The following is a 19,108-nucleotide window of genomic DNA, read 5'->3' as shown; positions in this document are numbered from 1 at the left end:
GTTTTTTATCTGATTTAAGCGGCTAATGCATGTGATTTCTGTTGTGCATAAAAGCGTGCCTCAGCTTCTGCTGGCGGGATGTTTCCAATGGAGGACAGGAGCCGCCGATTATTGAACCAGTCGACCCATTTAAGTGTTGCCAGTTCAACAGCTTCCCTGTTTTTCCATGGCCCCTGCCGATAGATGAGTTCGGTTTTGTAAAGTCCGTTAATGGTCTCTGCCAAGGCGTTATCATAGGAATCCCCAACACTGCCGACAGAAGCAACGAGCCCCGCTTCAGCCAGTCTTTGCGTGTAGCGAATGGACACATATTGACAGCCGCGGTCGGAATGGTGGGTCACTTTTCCCTCAGGCTGCCTCTGGCACAGAGCCTGCTCAAGGGCATCCAGTACGAAGTCGGTATGAGCCGTTGAGGAGACACGCCAACCCACAATAACCCGTGCAAAGACGTCAATGATGAAGGCCACATAAACAAAGCCCTGCCAAGTGGAAACATACGTGAAATCCGAAACCCACAGTCTGTTGGGGGCAGGAGCATGAAACTGGCGCTGCACCAGATCCTGCGGACACGGACGTTGCGGATCAGGCCGTGTGGTTCTGACCCCCTTGCCACGAATGACGCCTTTCAGCCCCATCCGGCGCATCAGCCGCTCTACCGTGCAGCGGGCGACATCCACGCCTTCACGTCTGAGCTGATGCCAGACCTTGCGCGCTCCATAGACGCAGAAATTATTATTCCACACTCTACGGATGTCATCGCACAGTTCTTTGTCTTTCTGGCTGCGCACACACGGATTTTTCTGTCTGGCAACAGTTGCATAATAGGCAGATGGTGCAATCGACAGAACCCTGCAGATTGACCCGACACCATATGTCTGCCGGTGCTCCTCAATGAAGCGTGTCATGGCTTGAAGATGCGGTCGAGCTCCGCCTGGGCAAAATATGCCGACGCCTTACGCAGGATTTCATTGGCCTGCCGCAATTCGCGGTTCTCTCGCTCCAGTTGCCTGATCTTCTCTCGATCAGGCAGGTCACTCACCGCAGGCGCATTGGCACGTTCATGCAGACGGGTCCATTTTGACAGCGTGTCAGGATGAATATCCAGCTTTGGCGCTATCATCATCACTGCAGACCACCGCGAAGGATGGTTCTTCTCTTCCTCCAGAACCATGCGGGCTGCACGGTCACGAAACTCAGGCGGAAAACGCTTCGATTTATTGCTCATGAATTCTTCTTACCTCACGGGTCTTTCTGTCTCCACAAAACCCGGGGCAATTCACTTCCCCATACGCGCAGCACGCGCCGGACTTCGTCGGCAAAGGCAGGAAAGGCGTGCGTATCTCCAGTATCGAGTTGCAGAGCGACTGCACGGGCTCCGCTGTGCTGGACACTTTTGACCACTTCATCAGCTGCGGATTTGTTGGTGTGATAGGTAAAGAGAGATGAGACGCCGCGTTGGGCGAGAGCTTCAACGGTTGCGCGGCCCAGTCCACGGCTTCCGCCCGTGACAATGGCAATGGTGTGTGCTTCTGGCATGGATATCTCCATCTGTTGAGAAACCTATCTTGGCCATAACGATGTCTGTTCGATAAGATCACTCTTTCCGTCAGCATTGTTTTGCTCCATGAAACAATCCTATGGACAGGTTTGCGACACTTAATCTCTTTTTGCGCATTGTTGATCGTGGCAGTTTCACTGCCGCCGCTGCGGACTGCGGTATTTCGCGTCCGGTAGCGACTGCAGCGATCAAAAGATTGGAACAAAGACTTGGCACGCGGTTGCTACATCGCTCAACACGTCATGTTCGACCTACCGAGGAAGGCGCTACCTACTATCGCCGGTGTGTGGCGATCCTGGCGGATCTTGAGGATGCAGATCGTGGCGCGAGTGGTGCTGTAGCAGGTCTGTTGCGGGCCCATGTGATTGGGCGTCTGGCGCGGATGATCCTGCTACCAGCGCTTCCAGATTTTATGACAAGGCATCCGGCATTGACCGTTCATCTCGGTGAGGGCGAACGGTTTGTTGATTTGGTGCGCGAAGGGGTGGACTGCGTTGTACGGGCTGGAAGCCTGTCGGACAGCGACATGATCGTCCGGCCTCTCGGCGTGATGGAGGAGGTGACGCTCGCCAGCCCAACCTATCTGGCGCGGCACGGAATGCCTGCCTCTCCTGACGATCTCGAGGGGCATCAGATGATCGGCTTCGTATCCTCACGTACCGGCCAGCCCCTGCCATTGGAGTTTACGCGCGGAGAGGATGTGATTGAGAGGTCACTCCCTGCACGTTTGTTGGTCGGGGGCGTGGATACCTATGCCGAAGCAGCCAGGCTCGGTTTTGGCATCGTGCAGGTTCCACGCTATGGATTTGCCGATGATCTTGCAAATGGCACCTTGATCGAGGTTCTCCCTGATTTCCCTCGGTAATCCCCCCATTTTTAGTGGGGCATTGAATGAGAATTCAGGCAGCTGTTTTTAGTTTCTGGGCGGGGGTTAGCCCGCTGTTCCCCATGTTGGGTCTGTCATGATTATATGTCCAGAGCCATTGTGTTGCGACCTCCTGCACGTCCTGAATGCTTTCAAACAAATACTGCTCCAGCCATTCCTGCCGGACAGTTCTGTTGTAGCGTTCAATATAGGCGTTCTGCTGCGGATTACCCGGTTGCGTATAGATCAGGGTAATCCCCTGTTTTTCGGCCCATGAAACCAACGTATGACTGACATATTCAGGGCCATTATCCATTCGGATGGCTTCTGGCCTGCCACGCCACTCCATAACCTGTTCCAGACAGCGGACAACCCGACAGGCTGGCAGGGAAAAATCACCCTCGATCGCCAGTCCTTCACGATTGAAGTCATCCAGAATGTTCAGGAGCCGAAAAGCACGTCCATCCATCAGCCTGTCCGCCATAAAATCCATGGACCAGACCCTGTTGGGAAGGGCCGGAACCGACAGCTTTTCAGGCTTTTCGCGAACCAGACGCCTGCGGGGTTTAATCCGCAGGTTGAACTCCAGTTCCCGATAGATCCGATAAACCCGCTTATGATTCCAGAGCTGTCCCTGCACATTGCGCAGATACAGGAAACACAGACCAAATCCCCATCTCCTGTGAGCCTGGGTCAGTCCCACCAGAAGAGCGGCAATCCTGTCGTTCTCCGCTGCCAGTCGCGGACGATAGCGAAAGCAGGTCTCGGATATCCCAAAAATCCGACAGGCCAGCGCAATGCTGACCCCATGATGCGCCACAGCCTGTGCGGCCAGTTCCCGGCGCTGGGCTGGCCGCTTCATTTTTTTCCCAGGGCTTCCTTCAGGATATCCGTCTGCATGCTCAGATCCGCATACATGCGCTTCAGCCGACGGTTCTCCTCTTCCAGAGCCTTCATCTGACTGATCATCGAAGCATCCATGCCGCCATATTTCGCGCGCCACCGGTAAAACGTGGCGTTGCTGATCCCATGCTCCCGGCACAGGTCAGGAACCGGGACACCGCCCTCAGCCTGGCGGATCACACCCATGATCTGGGCGTCAGTAAAGCGATCACTCTTCATCAGAATCTCCTCAATTCTTACGCTGAGAAAATTCTCATTCAAAAATCACTCTTTTTATGGGGGGATTACCCTACTTCGTCGAACCAAACCTTTCTGGTCGCGCGGCAACCCGGCCTGAGACCTATCGGTCCTTCGGTCTCCGGTTTCCCATGAAAAAGCGAAGCGACACAAAAGAGCAATTTAAACGCAGGGTTTCCGGCCAGCAGGAGAAAGACACCCCCGGTGTACAACAGGAAGGCGCTTACTGGCTGCTTGGTTCGAATGCAACGCAAGCCGGGTCTCTTCATTGCGACCTCTGGCGCGGGCGGGCGATTGACCTCGCCTTGCATGATGCTATTGGGGTCTATCCTGTTACCGGCTGGTGGAAAACTCATCCCGGTCAGAAGAGGTTCAATGACAAGGGGCGTTATGCTTTGGTTGTTTCAATTTCCGCACCTGGACATAATGTCGATATGCATGCTGAGATTAGTGCCATCGTTGCCGCCAAGATAGCCTCGATGGTCACTTCGTAACCATTGGCTTGAGAAGTATGGTGGATTGCTTCTGAAGTTTCTTTGCGCATTGTCCTTTAAGTGCCGAGTATTTTGCCGTCTGTGAACGCCTCTTTTCTGCCGTTTCCGCAACCGATCAGGTTTCTCGAATGCAGACATCAGCATCGACCATCTTTCGCTTCATTTGTACCAACAGCTGTGATACATATGTGCATACACGCAAGGAGGCTTTGTATGTCTGCTGTTACATTCCGGGTAGATGAAACGCTGAAGGCAGCCGCAGTTAAGAAGTTGTCGGCTCAAGGCATTTCACTTTCTGACGCACTGCGCGATACGCTCGCGTATATTGCTGAAACGGGTCGCTCTCCCGTCAAGCGGAGGCTTGTCACAGACGAGGATGCGGAGCTTATCGAGATTGTGCGCGAACGCCTAAAAAACCCTGCCCAAAAGCATCGTATGACTTTTGCAGAGCTTAAGAACCGTCATCGCGAATGAAAGAGTATTGTCTTGAATTCGACGACAGAGCACTCAGAGAGTGGGATGCTCTTGACGGCAGCGTGCGTAAGAAATTTGAAAAGAAGCTGGAAAAGCTGATCTGGAACCCTCACTCTCCAGGAAACGAACTGCATCGCGACCTATCAGGGTTTTATAAGATCAAGCTTCTGAAAGATGGTTACCGCCTTGTTTATCAGGTCATCGACGAACGGATCGTCATCTATGTAATTGCCGTTGGCCGGAGAGCCGATAATGAGATTTATGAACTGGCTTCGAAGCGAACAGAGTGAATTTACTTTCTTGGTAGAAAGTCAGCTCCCGCCTCATGTCGGTCATACAGTTGGTCAAATCGCTTTCCGTATAGCAGACATGACCATTACAAATTCCACTTGCCATCGAGGTGGCTATAAAGATGTCGGCAGCGTCGAGAGAGCGATCGGAGATAGTCGCATGCTTCACTACCTAAATTCTTAAAATGGATGAAGCAGATTTTTCAGCGGGCGATATCCGCATCATACAGGCGATGGCTGACTTCCAAATGGCCCTCAGCGCGCTCGACTTCGTTTCAGAGGTCAGTCCTGATGAACCGATTTCGCGGATCGAGCGTCGGCGCCTACGATGCTTTGAGGACGCCGCTGTCGTCGCATACTGGCGACCATTTTCCTACTCAAATGGGCTGCCAAAGCTCACGCTGGAGACGTTGGGCATCACGGCTACCACCGAGCAGTTGACCCTCCACGAGCGGCTGAAGGAGAGGCGTAACAAAGTCATTGCTCACACGGATGTCGATCGTATGCGCCTTGTGCTCAGCACATTCAGAGTGTCTGAAGATTCAGAAATCATGATGCCTCAATATAATTTCGACGATGCGCTAGAATTCTACCCGAACCTAGATACATTAATCATGTGGATACGCATCCTACATCAGGCCGCTACCAGAGCGATTTTCAAGCGCGTGCAAGGGCGGCGAGAGATTCATTTCAAGCGCGACCACACCGACCAAGGTTAGCCGAAGGCCCCTCTCTCACCGCTTTTGCAGACCGGCGGCTTTCGCGTAACGATGCCCCAAAGCCGACCTTCAGTTTACCCCCCAAACCAGCCCGTAGCGCTCCAGCAGATCGTCAATCTCCGTTCCGTGCGTCAGATGCCGGATCAGCCCCGACGCCGGTACCTTCTCTCCGTCCCGCAGTTCCGCTGCCGCCTGTAGCAGCATCCGGACATCGAAAATGCCGCCCGACACTTCCGGCACAGCCCGCCTGACGCCACACAGCGTATAGACCGCCTCCATCGCCGTGCGGACGGAATATTCCGTGGTGAAGACCGTATCGCGTGGCGTTTCGGTGAACTGCCCCAGAAAGGCCAGGTTGACGCTTCCATCCGGCACCACGTTCGGCCGGTCCGCCGGTGCGCGCGGCATGAACTGCGCCGTGATGAACGGCATCATGCACGGACGCGTCGTCGCCCCTGTCGCTGCCATATCGTCGATCTGGTCCATCGGCACGCCCATATGGAACAGCCACTCACGGGTGATTTCCTCCCCCGTGCAGTCCTGCATGGGCTTTTTCACGTAATCACCCGGCACGTCACTGAACAGACCATAGAGCCAGGCCACCACCTGACTTTCGGGCTGCCCTTTGAAATGGGGCTGACGGCTGACCACCCAGCTCATCAGCCAGGATGAATCGGCAATCGTGACCGGGCCACCCGTGATGATTTTCCCAGAAAACGGATCACGCCCCGTAATCCGCTTTACAAGCTCAGGAATCCGCGCATCCCGGGTCGTAACGGTTGCCGACAGCCAGCGGGATTTTGTTGTATCGCCACAGAAAACATCCGGGTTGCCGAATGCGGAATCCTGCGCTGCGATATTCCGCCAGAGCTGCCAGATGCTCCCCTCTTCGATAGCCGTGTCAATCGGCGCAGGTGTATGATGGTCGCCCCAGCGCGAATTCTCCACCATGGAACCGTTGGTCACGAACACCAGTTCCTCTGGCCCAAGATCAACACCGGCGGACGCGCCATTGTCCAGCCAGTCGAGATGGGTCGCAACTTTCTTTCCGCCAGAAACATCAACAGCAACATTTGTCACCTTCACGCCATGACGGAACACGACGCCCTGATCGGCAAGCCATGTGGCCAGTGGTTGGCTCAGGGATTCCTGTTGGTTGTATCTGGTGAACTTCAGCGTATGCAGATCCTTCAGTCCGAGAATCTGATGCACGAACCGTGCGAGGTAACGCTTCATCTCAATAGCGCTGTGCCAGGTCTCGAACGCAAACATCGACCGCCAGAACAGCCAGAAGTTCGAAGCCATGAAATCGCCGGACAGCACATCCGCGATCGTCTTTCCCGCCAGTTCGTCCTCATCGGTCAGAATGAGGGTAATGATCTCGCGTCGCGCCTTTCCCGTGAGCGTCAGCCTGTCACGATCAGCGAGGGGCTGCCCTTGATTACACATGGCGCGGATCGGACTGGTGGATGGATCGGCCTGATTGACCTGCCAGACCTCATCCAGCACCGATGCGCCGGGAATTTCCAGAGACGGAATGGAACGGTACAGATCCCACAGACACTGGAACTGCTCTTCCATCTCCCGACCGCCGCGGATCAGCCAGCCGGTCTCCGCATTCCCCGCTCCGTCCAGCGCGCCGCCGTCGCTGTCCGAGGCTTCAAGAATGGTGATGGCTGAAGGCGTCATGCCTGCATCCCGGATCAGGAACGCCGCCGCCGCCATGCCCGCCAGTCCTCCGCCCACGATCCACGCTGACCATCCTGCCATATCCTGTGGCGCAGGGGGTTGGACAAAAGCCTCATAATTGCTGTGGGCATATCTCATGGCGCGTGTCCTTTTCCGGAAAAGGGCCGATGGCGGGCGGCATTGCTATTCATACGACCCCCAATGACCCGATCTGTCCTTGCGATGTATCAAGTGCTGTAAACAGGAATACCTCTCCCCGCAAGAGGGGACCGGTGCCGGTTTATGCTCCACCACAGGCTCATGCGACAGCGCGCCCGGCAGGGAAAGGCAGGCCAGAAGCCCCGCCAGAACCAGAAGAAACAGACCGGACCACCAGCCATACAGAAAGGCGCCGGCCACGCCGCCCAGCGTGAAGGACAGCACGATGGCGGCATGCAGACCCAGGCGTTCGCGCGTACCGGTCCGTCGGGCCGGGTCAACCGGATGGAAAAACCCTTCCAGCCAGTCCGCCAGTTCCAGCCCCACATCGGTGAGCATTCCTGTCATATGGGTGGTGCGGACACGCGCCCCGGAAATGCGTGTGACCGTGGCGTTCTGGAGCCCCATGAGGAAACTCAGCCCGTAGGCCAGCACCGGATCCCGTGGCTGGGCCGAAAACAGAAAATCCACAGCCCCCAGAAGCCCAAGCAGGCAGGCTTCCAGCAGAATGCTCCGTGCGTAGATCGACGGCAGGTTGTGGCGACGGCCCGCATTGACCAGCAGCGCGGACAGCACCGCGCCGGCGACGAAGGCCAGTATCAGACCGCAGCAGGACAGGACCAGTTCCATGCGCCCTTCATGCAGGCCACTCGCCAGTGCGGAGACATTGCCTGTCATATTGGCCGAATAATAGCCTACGGCCAGAACCCCGGCAGCGTTCACTGCACCGGCGATGGCCGCCAGCGTACAGCCCAGACGCCTGTCGATGCTGGCGTTGCGCTCCGAGCCCTCGTGAACAAGCACCTGTGCCTCCCGTCGTGACTGACCGCATGAGGGGGGACTCCGTGTTTATCGGTTTCCCCGGACAGCGATCTTTTTTATGAGCGGGATGGTAACAGCCCGCCCTCTTTCGACAAAGCGTCCTGTTTTCAATTTCTTAGGACGATATCTTCCCGGATTGTGAATTGCCACAGATGTGGCGCGATACGCTGCTCCGAAAGATGAATGTTGACTCCCCACACCAATAAAGAACAAATAAGGAACATAAAATCAGGAAATTTGCCTGCACAAGGAACACCGAGCCGTGACATGACTGCTGAAACCCAGAAAAAACCTGGCCTGGAGACGCTTCGGGCGGCGATCAGCCGTCTCGAAGGTCACAGCGACCGGCGCCGCAAGGTGCTGCCCTTTGGCGTACGCGAGATCGACAGTCGTCTGCCGGGAGGCGGTCTGGCGCTGGGCGCGCTGCACGAGGTGGCGGGCGGCGGCAACGATGCGCTGCACAGTGCGGCCGCCGGTCAGTTCTGCGCCGGGATCGCGGCCCGCACGCGCGGTAAGGTGCTCTGGATCGTCACCCGTCAGGATGTGTTCGCCCCTTCCCTGAAACAGGTCGGGCTATCCGCACGGCGGACCATTTTTGTCGAGGCAGGCTCGGACGTCGATGTGCTGGCCTGTTTCGAGGAGGGGCTGCGGCATGGTGGCCTCGGGGCCGTGGTCGCCGAGGTGGCGCGTCTGTCCATGACGGCCTCACGTCGCCTGCAACTGGCGGCCGAAACGTCCGGCTCTCTTGGCATCGCCATCCGACGCTGGCGACGGCAGACGGATGCGGCGGATTTCGGCCAGCCCACTGCCAGTGTGACCCGCTGGCGGGTCTCCGTCCTGCCATCCGTGCCGCTGCCGGTACCCGGCGTGGGAAGACCACGCTGGTTGCTGGAACTCATCTGGACTTGTAACGGTTTTGTGCCGGTCAGGAAGCGCTTATGCCACTCTTGCTTCAAAAGCGAGTGGGCTGATACCGCCCAGATACGAATGGCGTCGACGTGGATTGTAGAAACCATTGATATACTGGAAGATGGCGGTGGTAGCCTGACGGCGGGTTGGCCAGTTCTGTCTCCAGAGCCACTCCGCCTTCAGGCTTTTGAAAAATGTTTCGACGGCAGCGTTGTCAAAACAGTTTCCCTTTCCGGACATTGAAGCCAGCAGCCCATGGGCCAGCAGCTTTTTCTGGAAATCATGGGAGCCATACTGGCTGCCACGATCGGAGTGGAAAATGCAGCCGGGCGCCGGGTTACGCAGCCTTACCGCCATATCCAAGGCACGGATGGCCAGATCCTTTTTCATTCGATCGCTCGCGGCCCACCCGATTACGCGACGACTGAACAGATCGATGACGACAGCGAGGTAGAGCCAGCCCTCGGCAGTCCAGATATAACTGATATCTCCCGCCCATTTCCGGTTGGGGCCTTCAGCAAGGAAATTACCGTCCAGAAGGTTGGCCGCAATGTCAGACTGGTGGTGGCTGTCGGTCGTCATCTTGTGGCGACGGGTGCGCACGGGCCGGATCCCGTTGGCCTTCATGAGGCGGCCAACGCGACGTTCCCCGACATCAAGCCCGGCTTCCCTGAGTTCCATGGTCATGCGCGGCCGTCCGTAGGACCCGTTGCTCAGGGCAAAATGCTCACGGATATGCGTCAGCACCTTCAGATCGGTACGTTGGCGCTGGCAGGCCGGTCGGGATGTCCAGGCCCGGTACCCCCGTGCAGAGACCCGCAAGACCTGGCACAGCCTCTCGATTGGCCATTCATGCCGATGTCCGTGGATGAAGGCGAACCTCATGGCTTTTGTCTCGCGAAGAACTGGGTAGCTTTTTTTAGGATTTCCCTCTCCTCCCGTAAAATCCGGTTCTCCAGGCGAAGACGTTCATTCTCGCGGGCCAGATCAGCCTGAGGCCCTGATGCCGGCTCGTCCGGACGATAATTCACTATCCATTTCGCCAGAGTGGATTTGCCAATACCCAGATCGGCCGCAACACGCGTGCGTGACAACCCACTGCTCAACGCAATCCTTACGGCCTCGCGCTTGAAATCTTCCGTATGCTTCATGGTTCCGTCGGTCTCCTGATACGAGCTTAAAACGCTCAGATGACCGGCACAAAACCGTTACAAGTCCAGTAGTGCTAACCAGTAAACGATGCCCAGGGCCAAAACTGCGACAGAGAGCGCGAACAATTCCATGGCGGACACCTTATTCAGATCCAGCAGGATGAATTTACGGGCAACTGCTAAAAGGGCGATCAGAACGATGGTTCTCACCCGGATAACATTCTCGTGCTGGGCCAGAACGACAAGCAGGGAATGTTTAAATTCAAGGGCAATAATGACGGTAAAGATCGCACCAAAAATTTCCTGAAAGATCTCCTGCTTGATGGGATCGATCCCGATGTCAACGATCAGATGCCAGACCGCGCTGATCAGATGAACTGTCGCTATGGCAGTGACAAGCATGATGAGGGCAATCAGTATCAGAATAATGGCCTGTTCAAAGCGTTCATAGAATGTCAGACCATTAAACAGCCTGACCAGACGCGACCAATCCCTGCTGTGCCAGGAACGTTTCATGGAGATTTCTTCCATAACCGTTTTCCCATCAGATAATTGATATAGTTTTAAGTGTTTGGCTTTTCTTTCAATAATCTTGAGCGTCCTCACTCAGGACATGAACCGGACCACGATCGCTTATTGACTATTTGAGTTACCTCTCTTTTTCTTACGAGAAGAGACTACGCTAACGGCTAATGTCGACTTCAGATGCAGATAAATTACCTGTTGATCCTGACAAGGAGAAACTCGCCGAACCTCTGGATCCGGCTGATATGGGCACCGATTTCCATGCAGTCCCATGTGCTCTCCTAAGGGGTTGACTACCCCTCAAGCCGCACTTTCTCTCAGGAAACGATAATGATGGCTCTATCATTCCCAATGAATTCGATACAAAATCGTAATTATTCCAATATTGTCGGAGCGCTACGAGGTTAAGCAAATGGATTATGCTCGACATCTCCCTTTCCCTCTATCTTGAATACAATATTCCGAAACACGGGGCCTTTTATGGAAGGCCCAGCAGCCCTCTCGTTTTAATAAAAACCCAGACGAAAACGGCATCTTTGAGATAGGATGTACGTTTACGTTTTACGCCGCTATCGATGTCGACGCGGAAATCTCACAGAAGGGTTGTACATCGGGTTAGATTATGAAAAAGTCTGTTTTGTAGAAAAGAAATTTCCATAATCATCAAGAAAACCCGATGCAGACAGAGTGTAGCGCAGGCGCGTATGAGTTTCCAGCCTCCTGTGGACGGCGTGTTGTGGCCCGTTTTGACGGGGGGTGCATGAGTTCGGATGGGGGCGTCATTCTGGTGAAGCAGGCTGATGACATTCTGGGTCTCAGCCGCCGCTTTGCTGCCTGTTTTCGCGATAAGCGGCATCCTGCCTTTGTGGAATACCGGGTTGAAGACCTTGTCCGTCAGCGGATCATGGGCCTGGCACTGGGCTATGAAGATCTCAATGATCACGATGCCCTGCGGCATGACCTGATCTTTGGTCTGGCCTCGGGCCGTCTGTCAGGAGGCCGGGCAAACTGCGCAGCATTGGCTGGCAAATCTACACTGAACCGGTTGGAGCGCAGTGGGCACAAGGCAGATCGTTACTGTCGGATCATTGCTGATCATGAGGCCCTGGCGACCCTGTTCGTCACGCTCTTTCTGGACCAGCATGAGCGCGCACCCGCCCGCATCGTTCTGGATGTGGATGCCACCGATGACCGTATCCATGGCCATCAGGAAGGCCGTGCCTTTCATGGGTATTACGGCCATAACTGCTATCTGCCGCTATACATCTTTTGCGGGGATCATCTCCTCAGCGCTACCCTGCGCACGGCAGACAGGGACCCGGGGAAGGAAGCACTGGCAGACATCCGCCGGATCGTGGAGCAGATCAGGAGCCGTTGGCCCCGGGTGCGTATCCTGGTGCGTGGGGACAGCGGTTTCGCCCGGGACAGTCTGATGACATGGTGCGAAGACAACCACGTTGACTTCCTGTTCGGGCTTGCAGGCAACACCCGCCTGTATGACCGGATTGCCTCTTTGTCCGCTGAGGTTCGTGACGAAGCCGCCACGACAGGCAGAGCTGCGCGCGGTTTCGCCTCCTTTGACTGGATCACAAAGGACAGCTGGACGCGCCGCAGGCGGGTCGTGGCCAAGGCCGAATGGCGCCACGGCAACCGCTATCATCGCTTCATTGTCACCACGCTACCGCAGGGAATGTCCGACCCCCGCCATCTCTACGAACAGATTTACTGCGCACGCGGGGATATGGAAAACCGCATCAAGGAATGCCAGATGGATCTGTTCTCAGACAGGACCTCGTCCCACACCATCCGGGCCAACCAGCTCCGGCTGTGGTTCTCGGCCGCAGCCTATGTCCTGCTGATCGCTCTGCAAAGACTGGCCCTTGGCCAGACCAGCCTGGAGACGGCGACCTGTGGCACCATACGCGCACGACTGCTCAAAATCGCGACACGTGTAACGCTCAGCGTCCGTCGGATTGTCCTGTCCATGCCGGACATGTTCCCCTGTCAGCATGAATTCGCCCTCGCTCATGCACGATTGCGAAGGCTCCGGCAGGCCATCTGAAGAAACAGACAGTGCACAGACCACATAGCTTCCACCAACACTGCCTTCTCAGGCCGTGACACCCTCACTGCGTTCAGAACCCGCCGCCAGAAGCACAATATCGTCAATATTCCAGATCGGGCTCCTGTGGGATGACTGAATTCTACAAAATAACCCGAAATTGCCTCAAGTGTGAGAAATCAGCGTCGAGCGCGCGTTTTTTGCAGATAATGGCAAACGGAACGCAAAATCAGAAGCCAGAGGATCGCACCCAGCTGGGGCAAGTTTACCCCTCTGGACGAGACTTGCCAGCAAGGCACGAAGTCTAGTCCCAAGGACGCCGGTATAGGTCTGGAGTGATGTCAGAGTTACGCCCCGTCCATCATGGCCCAGACGGCGAAACAAGGAGATGACACGCTCTTCCAGCACATCATCACCAAAGATGGGACATGTTATCATCACACGCCTCCATCCAATCGGTTGCGCCTTTTCCGAGAAACCGTACGCAGAAAGCAGCGATAGCGTAAATAGAGTCTTTTCAGTTTCGACATCCATATCCTCCTATTAAAGCAACATGGATCTCAATCGTTTAGCTCAGGACGCTTAAGGTCAGACCCGAAGGCGTCTGACACACCTAAGATTGGAAGGGATTTTTCCCTCGTCAAGTGGTCCAAAAATATAGAAATTTCCTCATTATACGGGTGATGGAGCAACCTAGGAATATCAAGGGTATCGCAGGCTATCGGATGAAGAGACAAGAAACTGTTTGAACAGATTTTCTGAATCTCAAAGTTTCAGAGAGAACTTCGAAAACAAGTTTACTTCTGGTCTAATCTCCCAAGATCATTAGAATAACGAGTCATGCTTGATACCCTGCATATAACTGGCTCCTGGCCGGTTTTACGTTCTTATGTTCTTGAGCAGGTAGATCGTCTGACCTGCCAACGTCTGAATGATCCCCAGGCCTCAATTGATGTTTTGCGGCCTATTCTCTCGACGGCACATTTTTCCCCACCGCTTCCTGTGCTGATCGCCGGCAGTGCACTTCCCGATGGATCCTTCCTGCCAGATACCGAATTGCCCCGCCATGCGGAACATGCCGCCGCTGCAGGAGAAGCTGTCAAGGCGACCTTTCCTACTTTGCCTTCTGGCTATCAGATCGAACTGGCGTTGGAAATTGACTGCGAAAAGCTGGCGTTCGTTGCCACATTGGTGTCATCCAAGATCAGCAGTAACAGTGGCCCACGAGCCGAGAAAGAAGACACTTCAAAGATTCTGCCTCCCGCACCTATCGGGCAGGCTCCAGCCAACGTAACACGCTGGTTTTCAGCATTGTGCGAAATCGATATACCAGAGCACGATGGGCGGCTTGAAACATCGCAAGCAGCTGTGGGAGCATTCGTGCAACATGGCAAGTCCGCAAATACGCGGCGCGCCTATCGTTCAGCTATTAAGGGATGGTGTGCCTGGACAAACCGTCATGGTCTCCCTGCCCTGCCCGCACGCAGCACAGATGTGGCGACCTATCTCGCAGATCTTGCGCTCCGTGGTCGCAAGCCGACGACGATCGAACTGCATCGTGCAGCACTTCGCTACCTCCATCACATCGCTCAACTTCCTATCCCGACTGCCCAGGCTTTGGTCACGGAAACAGTGGCTGGTATCCATCGATCTCCTGGCAAGGAAATGCCGCGGCAGGTCAAAGGTCTGACATGGGACATGATGTGCGAAGTGATTGATGCAATCCCGATGACCACATTGGTAGACGCACGCGATCGAGCAATCCTCCTGATCGGCTATGGTGGGGCGTTACGACGCTCGGAGTTGGCGTCTATTCGGCTTGAATACGTCACTCTGGATGATGACTGCATGCGGATTACGCTCCCTCAATCCAAGGGCGATAAGCAGAACAAGGGCACTGTGGTCGCCATTCCCCGTGGTATTACGCGCTTTTGTCCAGTTCGTGCGTGGGAGACGTGGTTACGGCTATCGGGTCTTAAACCGCGCAAGAAAACGGCAAACGACCATTCCACGACTGCGGCCTTTCCACGCATCTGGTCTCCTGCGGCCTCGAAACCAGGTGTGTCACCCCCTCTCCCGAAAATTGGCACACAAAGTCTCTCTGACTGGTCTGTGGCCAAGATCATCAAACAACGATGCCTTGCCGCCGGCCTCGAAGGAGACTTTAGCGGACATAGTCTGCGTCGTGGGGCCATCACGACGGGGGCGCAAGACAATTACGATCTGATGGCGCTCAAGCGTTTCTCGCGTCACCGGGATTACCGAGTCCTGGAAGCTTATATTGAGGATGATCAGGCCCTAACCCGACATCCAGGAAAAAGTCGGTTTTGAATCGATATAGGCTTAATTCTGCCTTTCCTAATCTCAAAAACGAAGAAAGGCCGTCGCCTGATATTTCAAAATTCAGATATCTAAAATCGATGCATGAAGAATTTTTACACTCACAGTAATTCCTGCTTTTTGGGAGCCGACTCGTATTGGAGGTAATTTGGACTCTCTCCACGGGTATAAAATATATCCGTGACCCTTCGGTTTCATTGGACTCTTTCCACGATGTCCAACTTTTATCAAGCGGACTTATCCACAATCTAGTTTACGCACCAAATCTTATCCTTTGGACTCTACCCGCGATAAGTTTGGACTCTCTCCACGATAATGGGCTTATCCCTTGGACTTTGCCCACACATAAACTAATAAAGAATCAAATAATAACAAATAGCTTTTGCGGACAGAGTCCAAAGAACCGTGGACAGAGTCCAAATTCCTTCTCGTGGACAAAGTCCAAATTGACGAACAAATTTTCCTTATGACATTGTTCAAGTATGGGACAGATTCATAGCTTACTAGACAGATTTGGCGTTGAAGAAATGCGGCGATTAGCCTCACTTGAGGATAAAACGCAACGTCTGTGTGTCGAAGCCGCTCATGAAGTAATGTCTGATGAAGATCAGGCTATTGGTATAGCTCATGCAGGATTTGCAATGGCCGCTTTACCACATAAAAAAATCTCAGAATCTATTTGGCGCCGCGAAGGAGGTTCAATTCAACTTCTAGTAGAAAGTGGCTTAGATAAAGAAAATAAAGCCGTAGGCGTGCCATTTGGCGCAATGGCTAGACTTATCCTTCTATATCTACAAACACAAGCTGTAAGAACCAGATCCAGAGAAGTCGAGCTCGGATCCAGCATGAATGCTTGGTTAAAAGCAATGGGTGTTTCAGTTGGTGGCAAAACCTATATTGCCGTCAGAGATCAAGCTAATCGTATTAGTCGATGCCGTTTGACGTTCACTAGAATAAATGCTGGTGCAGAAATTATAACTAACGGTGCGTTTGTCCGTGACGCCATCATGCCAGTTGAATCTGAAAATGGAAACCAACTATCATTTTGGAAAGAAGCCGTAAGACTAGATGAAGGCTTTTATGAGAGCCTTATTGAACATCCACTTCCTCTTCGTGAAATCGCAATTCGACAAATATCTAATAAATCTAAGGCTATCGATATTTATATCTGGTTGGCGTACAGATTACATGTACTTAACGATCCGCTTACTTTAAGTTGGAATACGTTAAAAAATCAGTTCGGCCCGGAATATAAAGAATTACGATATTTTAAAAAAGACATTGTTACTCCGCTTAAAATTGCTCTCTCAGTCTACCCGGAAGCTAAGGTACAAATGGACGATAAATATGGAATCATTCTTTATCCTTCTCCACCTCCAATTCCCGAAAAGCGAATTGGAAAGTAAATTTACATGTTAATAAGAAAAAATATATTAGTATTGCAGGAAGATTTTAGATTAACTACTTTTCGATAAGCGCAAATTAAAATTTTTGCAAACTTTGTGGACAGAGTCCAATCCTTATTACGAACGTAAATTTCTTACCGTAATAAGATCAATTTCTAAGAAACTTTCGTCACATCTAAACATTACCATTCATTTTTGAATTATTTTTGGACTCTGTCCACAATGAGGGATCAGCATTGGAAAGTCCATTATCCAATCCTCCGTTAACATACATTTTTTTAACCAGAAATCACAGGCATGACTATTTATCCGCATGCATCTTATCATAACGGGCTTTCCATAAAGATCAGCTTGCTCTTACTACCCATAATAGCGCACCGTTTCTCTTTTTCTCGAGAGAATTAGCCCTGCGGATCGCAAGAGAAAGCACAAAATCCTCGCAGTTCAAGTTGCTGCGCCAAAAACAGCCCGTAGTCCATCGAATGATATGTTAGAAACCTGAAATGAGAAGCCAGAAGCACTAAACTATAGTCTTGCTATCCCTCCAAATGTTAGTTTTTAACGAGTTTGTCACGATGATTACTCCTGTTAATTTAATGGGAAATACTCCGACATCAGTAAGACAATATTTGAATTCCCGCTACGACTTGTATGAATATGTATATGCTTACAAAACGTAGCGGATTCATCTAGAATTATGCTTTCTATTCGCAATAAATGAATGAGCTTATTAATCCTCATCAAGTAATGTTTGGATTTCTTTGAGACGAGTTCTTATCGCGATTAGCTGCTCAAGCATATGCCTTCGGGTAGATTTTAATCGCCGAGCCTCAGTAGATAATGCAGCAAAATCAACATGCGAAATATTCCGTTTGATTGATTTACGAAAAGCAATGATGGCTGACCTTGAAGTGTTTGGACCCACAAGACCTTGCGCGCGAGCAATATCGAGCTCTTCTGGTGCAAGTAGACTTAATTGATAGGCAGCACTATATGAGCCAGGCAAAGAAGTCTCATCAAGACGGCCGCTATCTACGACATGAGCAATGCGTCTAAATTGAGAAGCAACAGGTTCTGAAAACGGAAAAAATTCTTCGAAGCTTGATTTAAGTCGATTTTTTTCTTCTCGAGAAAAAAGTACGTTATCGAGCGTATTTAATGCCCGTCCAATCTCCAAAAATGAACGCGCAGCCCTTTCCCATGCAGCATTAACGGCTCGTTGAGTTTCAAGAATAACGCGAATACGTGCTTGATCATTTGCCAGTTCAGTGCCAGAAAAAACGCTACTGATAGTCTCTAAGGTTTCCGATGATACAATAGTTAATTCCCGTAACTCTTGGGGACGGGCATCGAATGCAGGCACTTCATCTGCATCCAAATCCTGTAGAGCTCGCAGAGAAACGCCCCGCCTTGAAGTTGCTTTGCTCATAAATCCAACTCCTGCTTTAGGTATGCCCACAACGCACCGAAAGCTTCAGCATTTTTCGGTTTACTTAGGTCCATCACTCCAAGCCCTTTACCATTTGCTAAAGATATTTCTTCAGCTTGTGATATTTCTATTGGGCAGACTGGACCTACATTCATTAATTTTGAACGAATAGTCGCGTAGGAACGCGCACGTATATTAGCTCGATTAATAATAAAAGCCGCTTTTACATCACTTTGTTTCAGATGTCGCATCCATGGAGCGACACTATCAAAGTCATCTTGGGTCTGTTGGCAAGGTACAAGAACGAAATCAGCCCCTTCACACAGTCCGAGAATCGCGGTCATATTAATTTCTATTGATGGCGGTGTATCAATAACAATAAAGTCAGCTGTAGAATTACGCGCTTCTTTCAATGCGCCTCGCCAGTCATCTAGCATTACGCGACGCACTGGAATTTCCGAGACGCCAGAGATTCCAGCTCTGACGCGTTCACGTCGCTCTGCCCAGGTGGCTAGAGTTGCTTGTTTATCCATATCAAGACCGAGTACATTTTTCCCTGCCCTTGAAGCTAAAACCAAGATATTTCGTGACAAGGACGACTTACCTACTCCTCCTTTGGGAGAAGATAGCATTATTATAGATTGTCGGTGATTGTTTTTTGGCCTTACCATTGTGACCTCAGATCATGAGATAAAAACACGCTAAAAACGTGTAACCTAATTGCAGTATACCCGCAAAACATAACGTAGGCAGATAGATATATCCAGAATTTTTACACCGTAAAAATTTTACGGCGTAAAATAATGCGGTCAAATATACCATACACCAGCCCTGAGCATGTGGCGCAAGTGGTTGGTGCTCGCCATGCTCGCCCGCTACGCGGTCTGTGCGTGGCTCCGCTCCCGGCGCAGAGCGCCGCACTTGCCCCACCCACTCCGGCCCGGTTGTCAGGAAAGTATCAAGGAGAAGGAATAAGGAGAGAGTAAACACTCCCAGTCCTGCACTTGATCCCGACCAACCCAGCAATCAGGCCCCCG

The 19,108-nt window shown here is 52.6% G+C and carries 18 protein-coding genes, 1 pseudogene and 1 other annotated feature; of the genes and pseudogenes, 9 read left to right on the top strand and 10 right to left on the bottom strand.

The features are described 5' to 3' along the window. Positions 1 to 14 precede the first annotated feature (14 nt). Positions 15 to 1,225 (bottom strand): IS3 family transposase gene (locus FCN51_RS26875; protein WP_096884248.1). Its coding sequence is split into 2 segments (ribosomal slippage): positions 15 to 940 and positions 940 to 1,225, totalling 1,212 coding nucleotides; the frame shifts between segments, so codons are not numbered across the junction. Beyond that, positions 831 to 947, bottom strand: a sequence feature (AL1L pseudoknot). It overlaps the preceding gene by 117 nt. 14 nt (positions 1,226 to 1,239) lie before the next feature. Beyond that, complete coding sequence (locus tag FCN51_RS26870) at positions 1,240 to 1,536, bottom strand: SDR family NAD(P)-dependent oxidoreductase (RefSeq protein WP_236661427.1); 297 nt, start codon at positions 1,534 to 1,536, stop codon at positions 1,240 to 1,242. 101 nt (positions 1,537 to 1,637) lie between these two features. Here FCN51_RS26870 and FCN51_RS26865 point away from each other — a divergent pair, with 101 nt between their 5' ends. After that, positions 1,638 to 2,423 carry a LysR family transcriptional regulator gene (locus FCN51_RS26865; protein WP_006116390.1) on the top strand — a complete coding sequence of 262 codons (786 nt, stop codon included), beginning with the start codon at positions 1,638 to 1,640 and terminating at the stop codon, positions 2,421 to 2,423. 34 nt (positions 2,424 to 2,457) lie between these two features. On the opposite strand, the gene FCN51_RS26860 is transcribed toward FCN51_RS26865, so the two are convergent. Further along, a protein-coding gene (locus FCN51_RS26860; protein WP_114012474.1) for an IS3 family transposase occupies positions 2,458 to 3,545 on the bottom strand; the annotation gives its coding sequence in 2 pieces (ribosomal slippage) (positions 2,458 to 3,284 and positions 3,284 to 3,545; 1,089 coding nt in all). Between the two features lie 149 nt (positions 3,546 to 3,694). Between FCN51_RS26860 and FCN51_RS26855 the strand changes: the two genes are divergently transcribed. The 4 genes from FCN51_RS26855 (at position 3,695) to FCN51_RS26840 (ending at position 5,540) form a co-directional block, all read left to right on the top strand. Beyond that, a complete protein-coding gene (locus FCN51_RS26855) occupies positions 3,695 to 4,057 on the top strand; it encodes a hypothetical protein (protein ID WP_012813198.1) in 363 nt (120 codons plus the stop codon). A 213-nt stretch (positions 4,058 to 4,270) separates the two neighbouring features. Then, on the top strand, positions 4,271 to 4,531 hold the full coding sequence (locus FCN51_RS26850) for a type II toxin-antitoxin system RelB/DinJ family antitoxin (protein WP_003618686.1): 261 nt from the start codon (positions 4,271 to 4,273) through the stop codon (positions 4,529 to 4,531). Next, complete coding sequence (locus tag FCN51_RS26845) at positions 4,528 to 4,821, top strand: type II toxin-antitoxin system RelE family toxin (protein WP_003618711.1); 294 nt, start codon at positions 4,528 to 4,530, stop codon at positions 4,819 to 4,821. The genes FCN51_RS26850 and FCN51_RS26845 overlap by 4 nt, the downstream gene beginning before the upstream one ends. A gap of 185 nt (positions 4,822 to 5,006) precedes the next feature. Beyond that, positions 5,007 to 5,540, top strand: coding sequence for a hypothetical protein (locus FCN51_RS26840; protein WP_006117365.1), 534 nt, complete (start codon positions 5,007 to 5,009; stop codon positions 5,538 to 5,540). A 69-nt stretch (positions 5,541 to 5,609) separates the two neighbouring features. On the opposite strand, the gene FCN51_RS26835 is transcribed toward FCN51_RS26840, so the two are convergent. After that, entirely contained in the window at positions 5,610 to 7,367 is a 1,758-nt protein-coding gene (locus FCN51_RS26835) for an oleate hydratase (RefSeq protein ID WP_006117366.1), read from the bottom strand. Between the two features lie 45 nt (positions 7,368 to 7,412). Further along, positions 7,413 to 8,231 (bottom strand): YoaK family protein, encoded by an 819-nt coding sequence (locus FCN51_RS26830; protein ID WP_006117367.1) that lies wholly within the window; start codon positions 8,229 to 8,231, stop codon positions 7,413 to 7,415. Between the two features lie 285 nt (positions 8,232 to 8,516). On the opposite strand from FCN51_RS26830, the pseudogene FCN51_RS26825 reads away from it, so the two are divergent. Then, positions 8,517 to 9,149: pseudogene (locus FCN51_RS26825) on the top strand (ImuA family protein); the annotation flags it as partial. 36 nt (positions 9,150 to 9,185) lie between these two features. On the opposite strand, the gene FCN51_RS26820 reads toward FCN51_RS26825, so the two are convergent. After that, positions 9,186 to 10,309, bottom strand: a protein-coding gene (locus FCN51_RS26820; protein WP_097802310.1) for an IS3 family transposase whose coding sequence is annotated in 2 segments (ribosomal slippage) — positions 9,186 to 10,081 and positions 10,081 to 10,309 — 1,125 coding nt in all. Because the reading frame shifts where the segments join, the coding sequence is not laid out codon by codon here. Between the two features lie 57 nt (positions 10,310 to 10,366). Next, entirely contained in the window at positions 10,367 to 10,825 is a 459-nt protein-coding gene (locus tag FCN51_RS26815) for a phosphate-starvation-inducible PsiE family protein (RefSeq protein ID WP_236661425.1), read from the bottom strand. 685 nt (positions 10,826 to 11,510) lie between these two features. On the opposite strand from FCN51_RS26815, the gene FCN51_RS26810 reads away from it, so the two are divergent. Further along, entirely contained in the window at positions 11,511 to 12,896 is a 1,386-nt protein-coding gene (locus FCN51_RS26810; RefSeq protein ID WP_006115870.1) for an IS1380-like element IS1380A family transposase, read from the top strand. Positions 12,897 to 13,061: 165 nt separating this feature from the next. Here FCN51_RS26810 and FCN51_RS26805 read toward each other — a convergent pair whose 3' ends face one another. Continuing rightward, the gene (locus FCN51_RS26805; protein ID WP_063355028.1) at positions 13,062 to 13,334 is read right to left on the bottom strand and encodes a hypothetical protein; all 273 of its coding nucleotides are present in this window, start codon (positions 13,332 to 13,334) and stop codon (positions 13,062 to 13,064) included. A gap of 402 nt (positions 13,335 to 13,736) precedes the next feature. Between FCN51_RS26805 and FCN51_RS26800 the strand changes: the two genes are divergently transcribed. Together FCN51_RS26800 and FCN51_RS26795 are read left to right on the top strand one after the other, a co-directional pair. Further along, the gene (locus FCN51_RS26800) at positions 13,737 to 15,227 is read left to right on the top strand and encodes a tyrosine-type recombinase/integrase (RefSeq protein ID WP_006115745.1); all 1,491 of its coding nucleotides are present in this window, start codon (positions 13,737 to 13,739) and stop codon (positions 15,225 to 15,227) included. Between the two features lie 491 nt (positions 15,228 to 15,718). Next, positions 15,719 to 16,642: a replication protein RepA gene (locus tag FCN51_RS26795; protein ID WP_006115744.1), complete on the top strand. Its 924-nt coding sequence runs from the start codon at positions 15,719 to 15,721 to the stop codon at positions 16,640 to 16,642. A 730-nt stretch (positions 16,643 to 17,372) separates the two neighbouring features. Here FCN51_RS26795 and FCN51_RS26790 read toward each other — a convergent pair. Both FCN51_RS26790 and FCN51_RS26785 read right to left on the bottom strand, forming a co-directional pair. Beyond that, positions 17,373 to 18,071, bottom strand: coding sequence for a hypothetical protein (locus tag FCN51_RS26790; protein WP_019088965.1), 699 nt, complete (start codon positions 18,069 to 18,071; stop codon positions 17,373 to 17,375). Further along, the gene (locus FCN51_RS26785) at positions 18,068 to 18,664 is read right to left on the bottom strand and encodes a ParA family protein (RefSeq protein ID WP_232517492.1); all 597 of its coding nucleotides are present in this window, start codon (positions 18,662 to 18,664) and stop codon (positions 18,068 to 18,070) included. The genes FCN51_RS26790 and FCN51_RS26785 overlap by 4 nt, the downstream gene beginning before the upstream one ends. Positions 18,665 to 19,108 lie beyond the last annotated feature (444 nt).

Origin of the sequence: Acetobacter pasteurianus (assembly GCF_009914215.2) — a bacterium.
Classification (GTDB): Bacteria; Pseudomonadota; Alphaproteobacteria; order Acetobacterales; family Acetobacteraceae; genus Acetobacter; species Acetobacter pasteurianus.
Note: the sequence above shows the minus strand (reverse complement) of the source record. Positions and strands in the feature narration are given on the sequence as shown.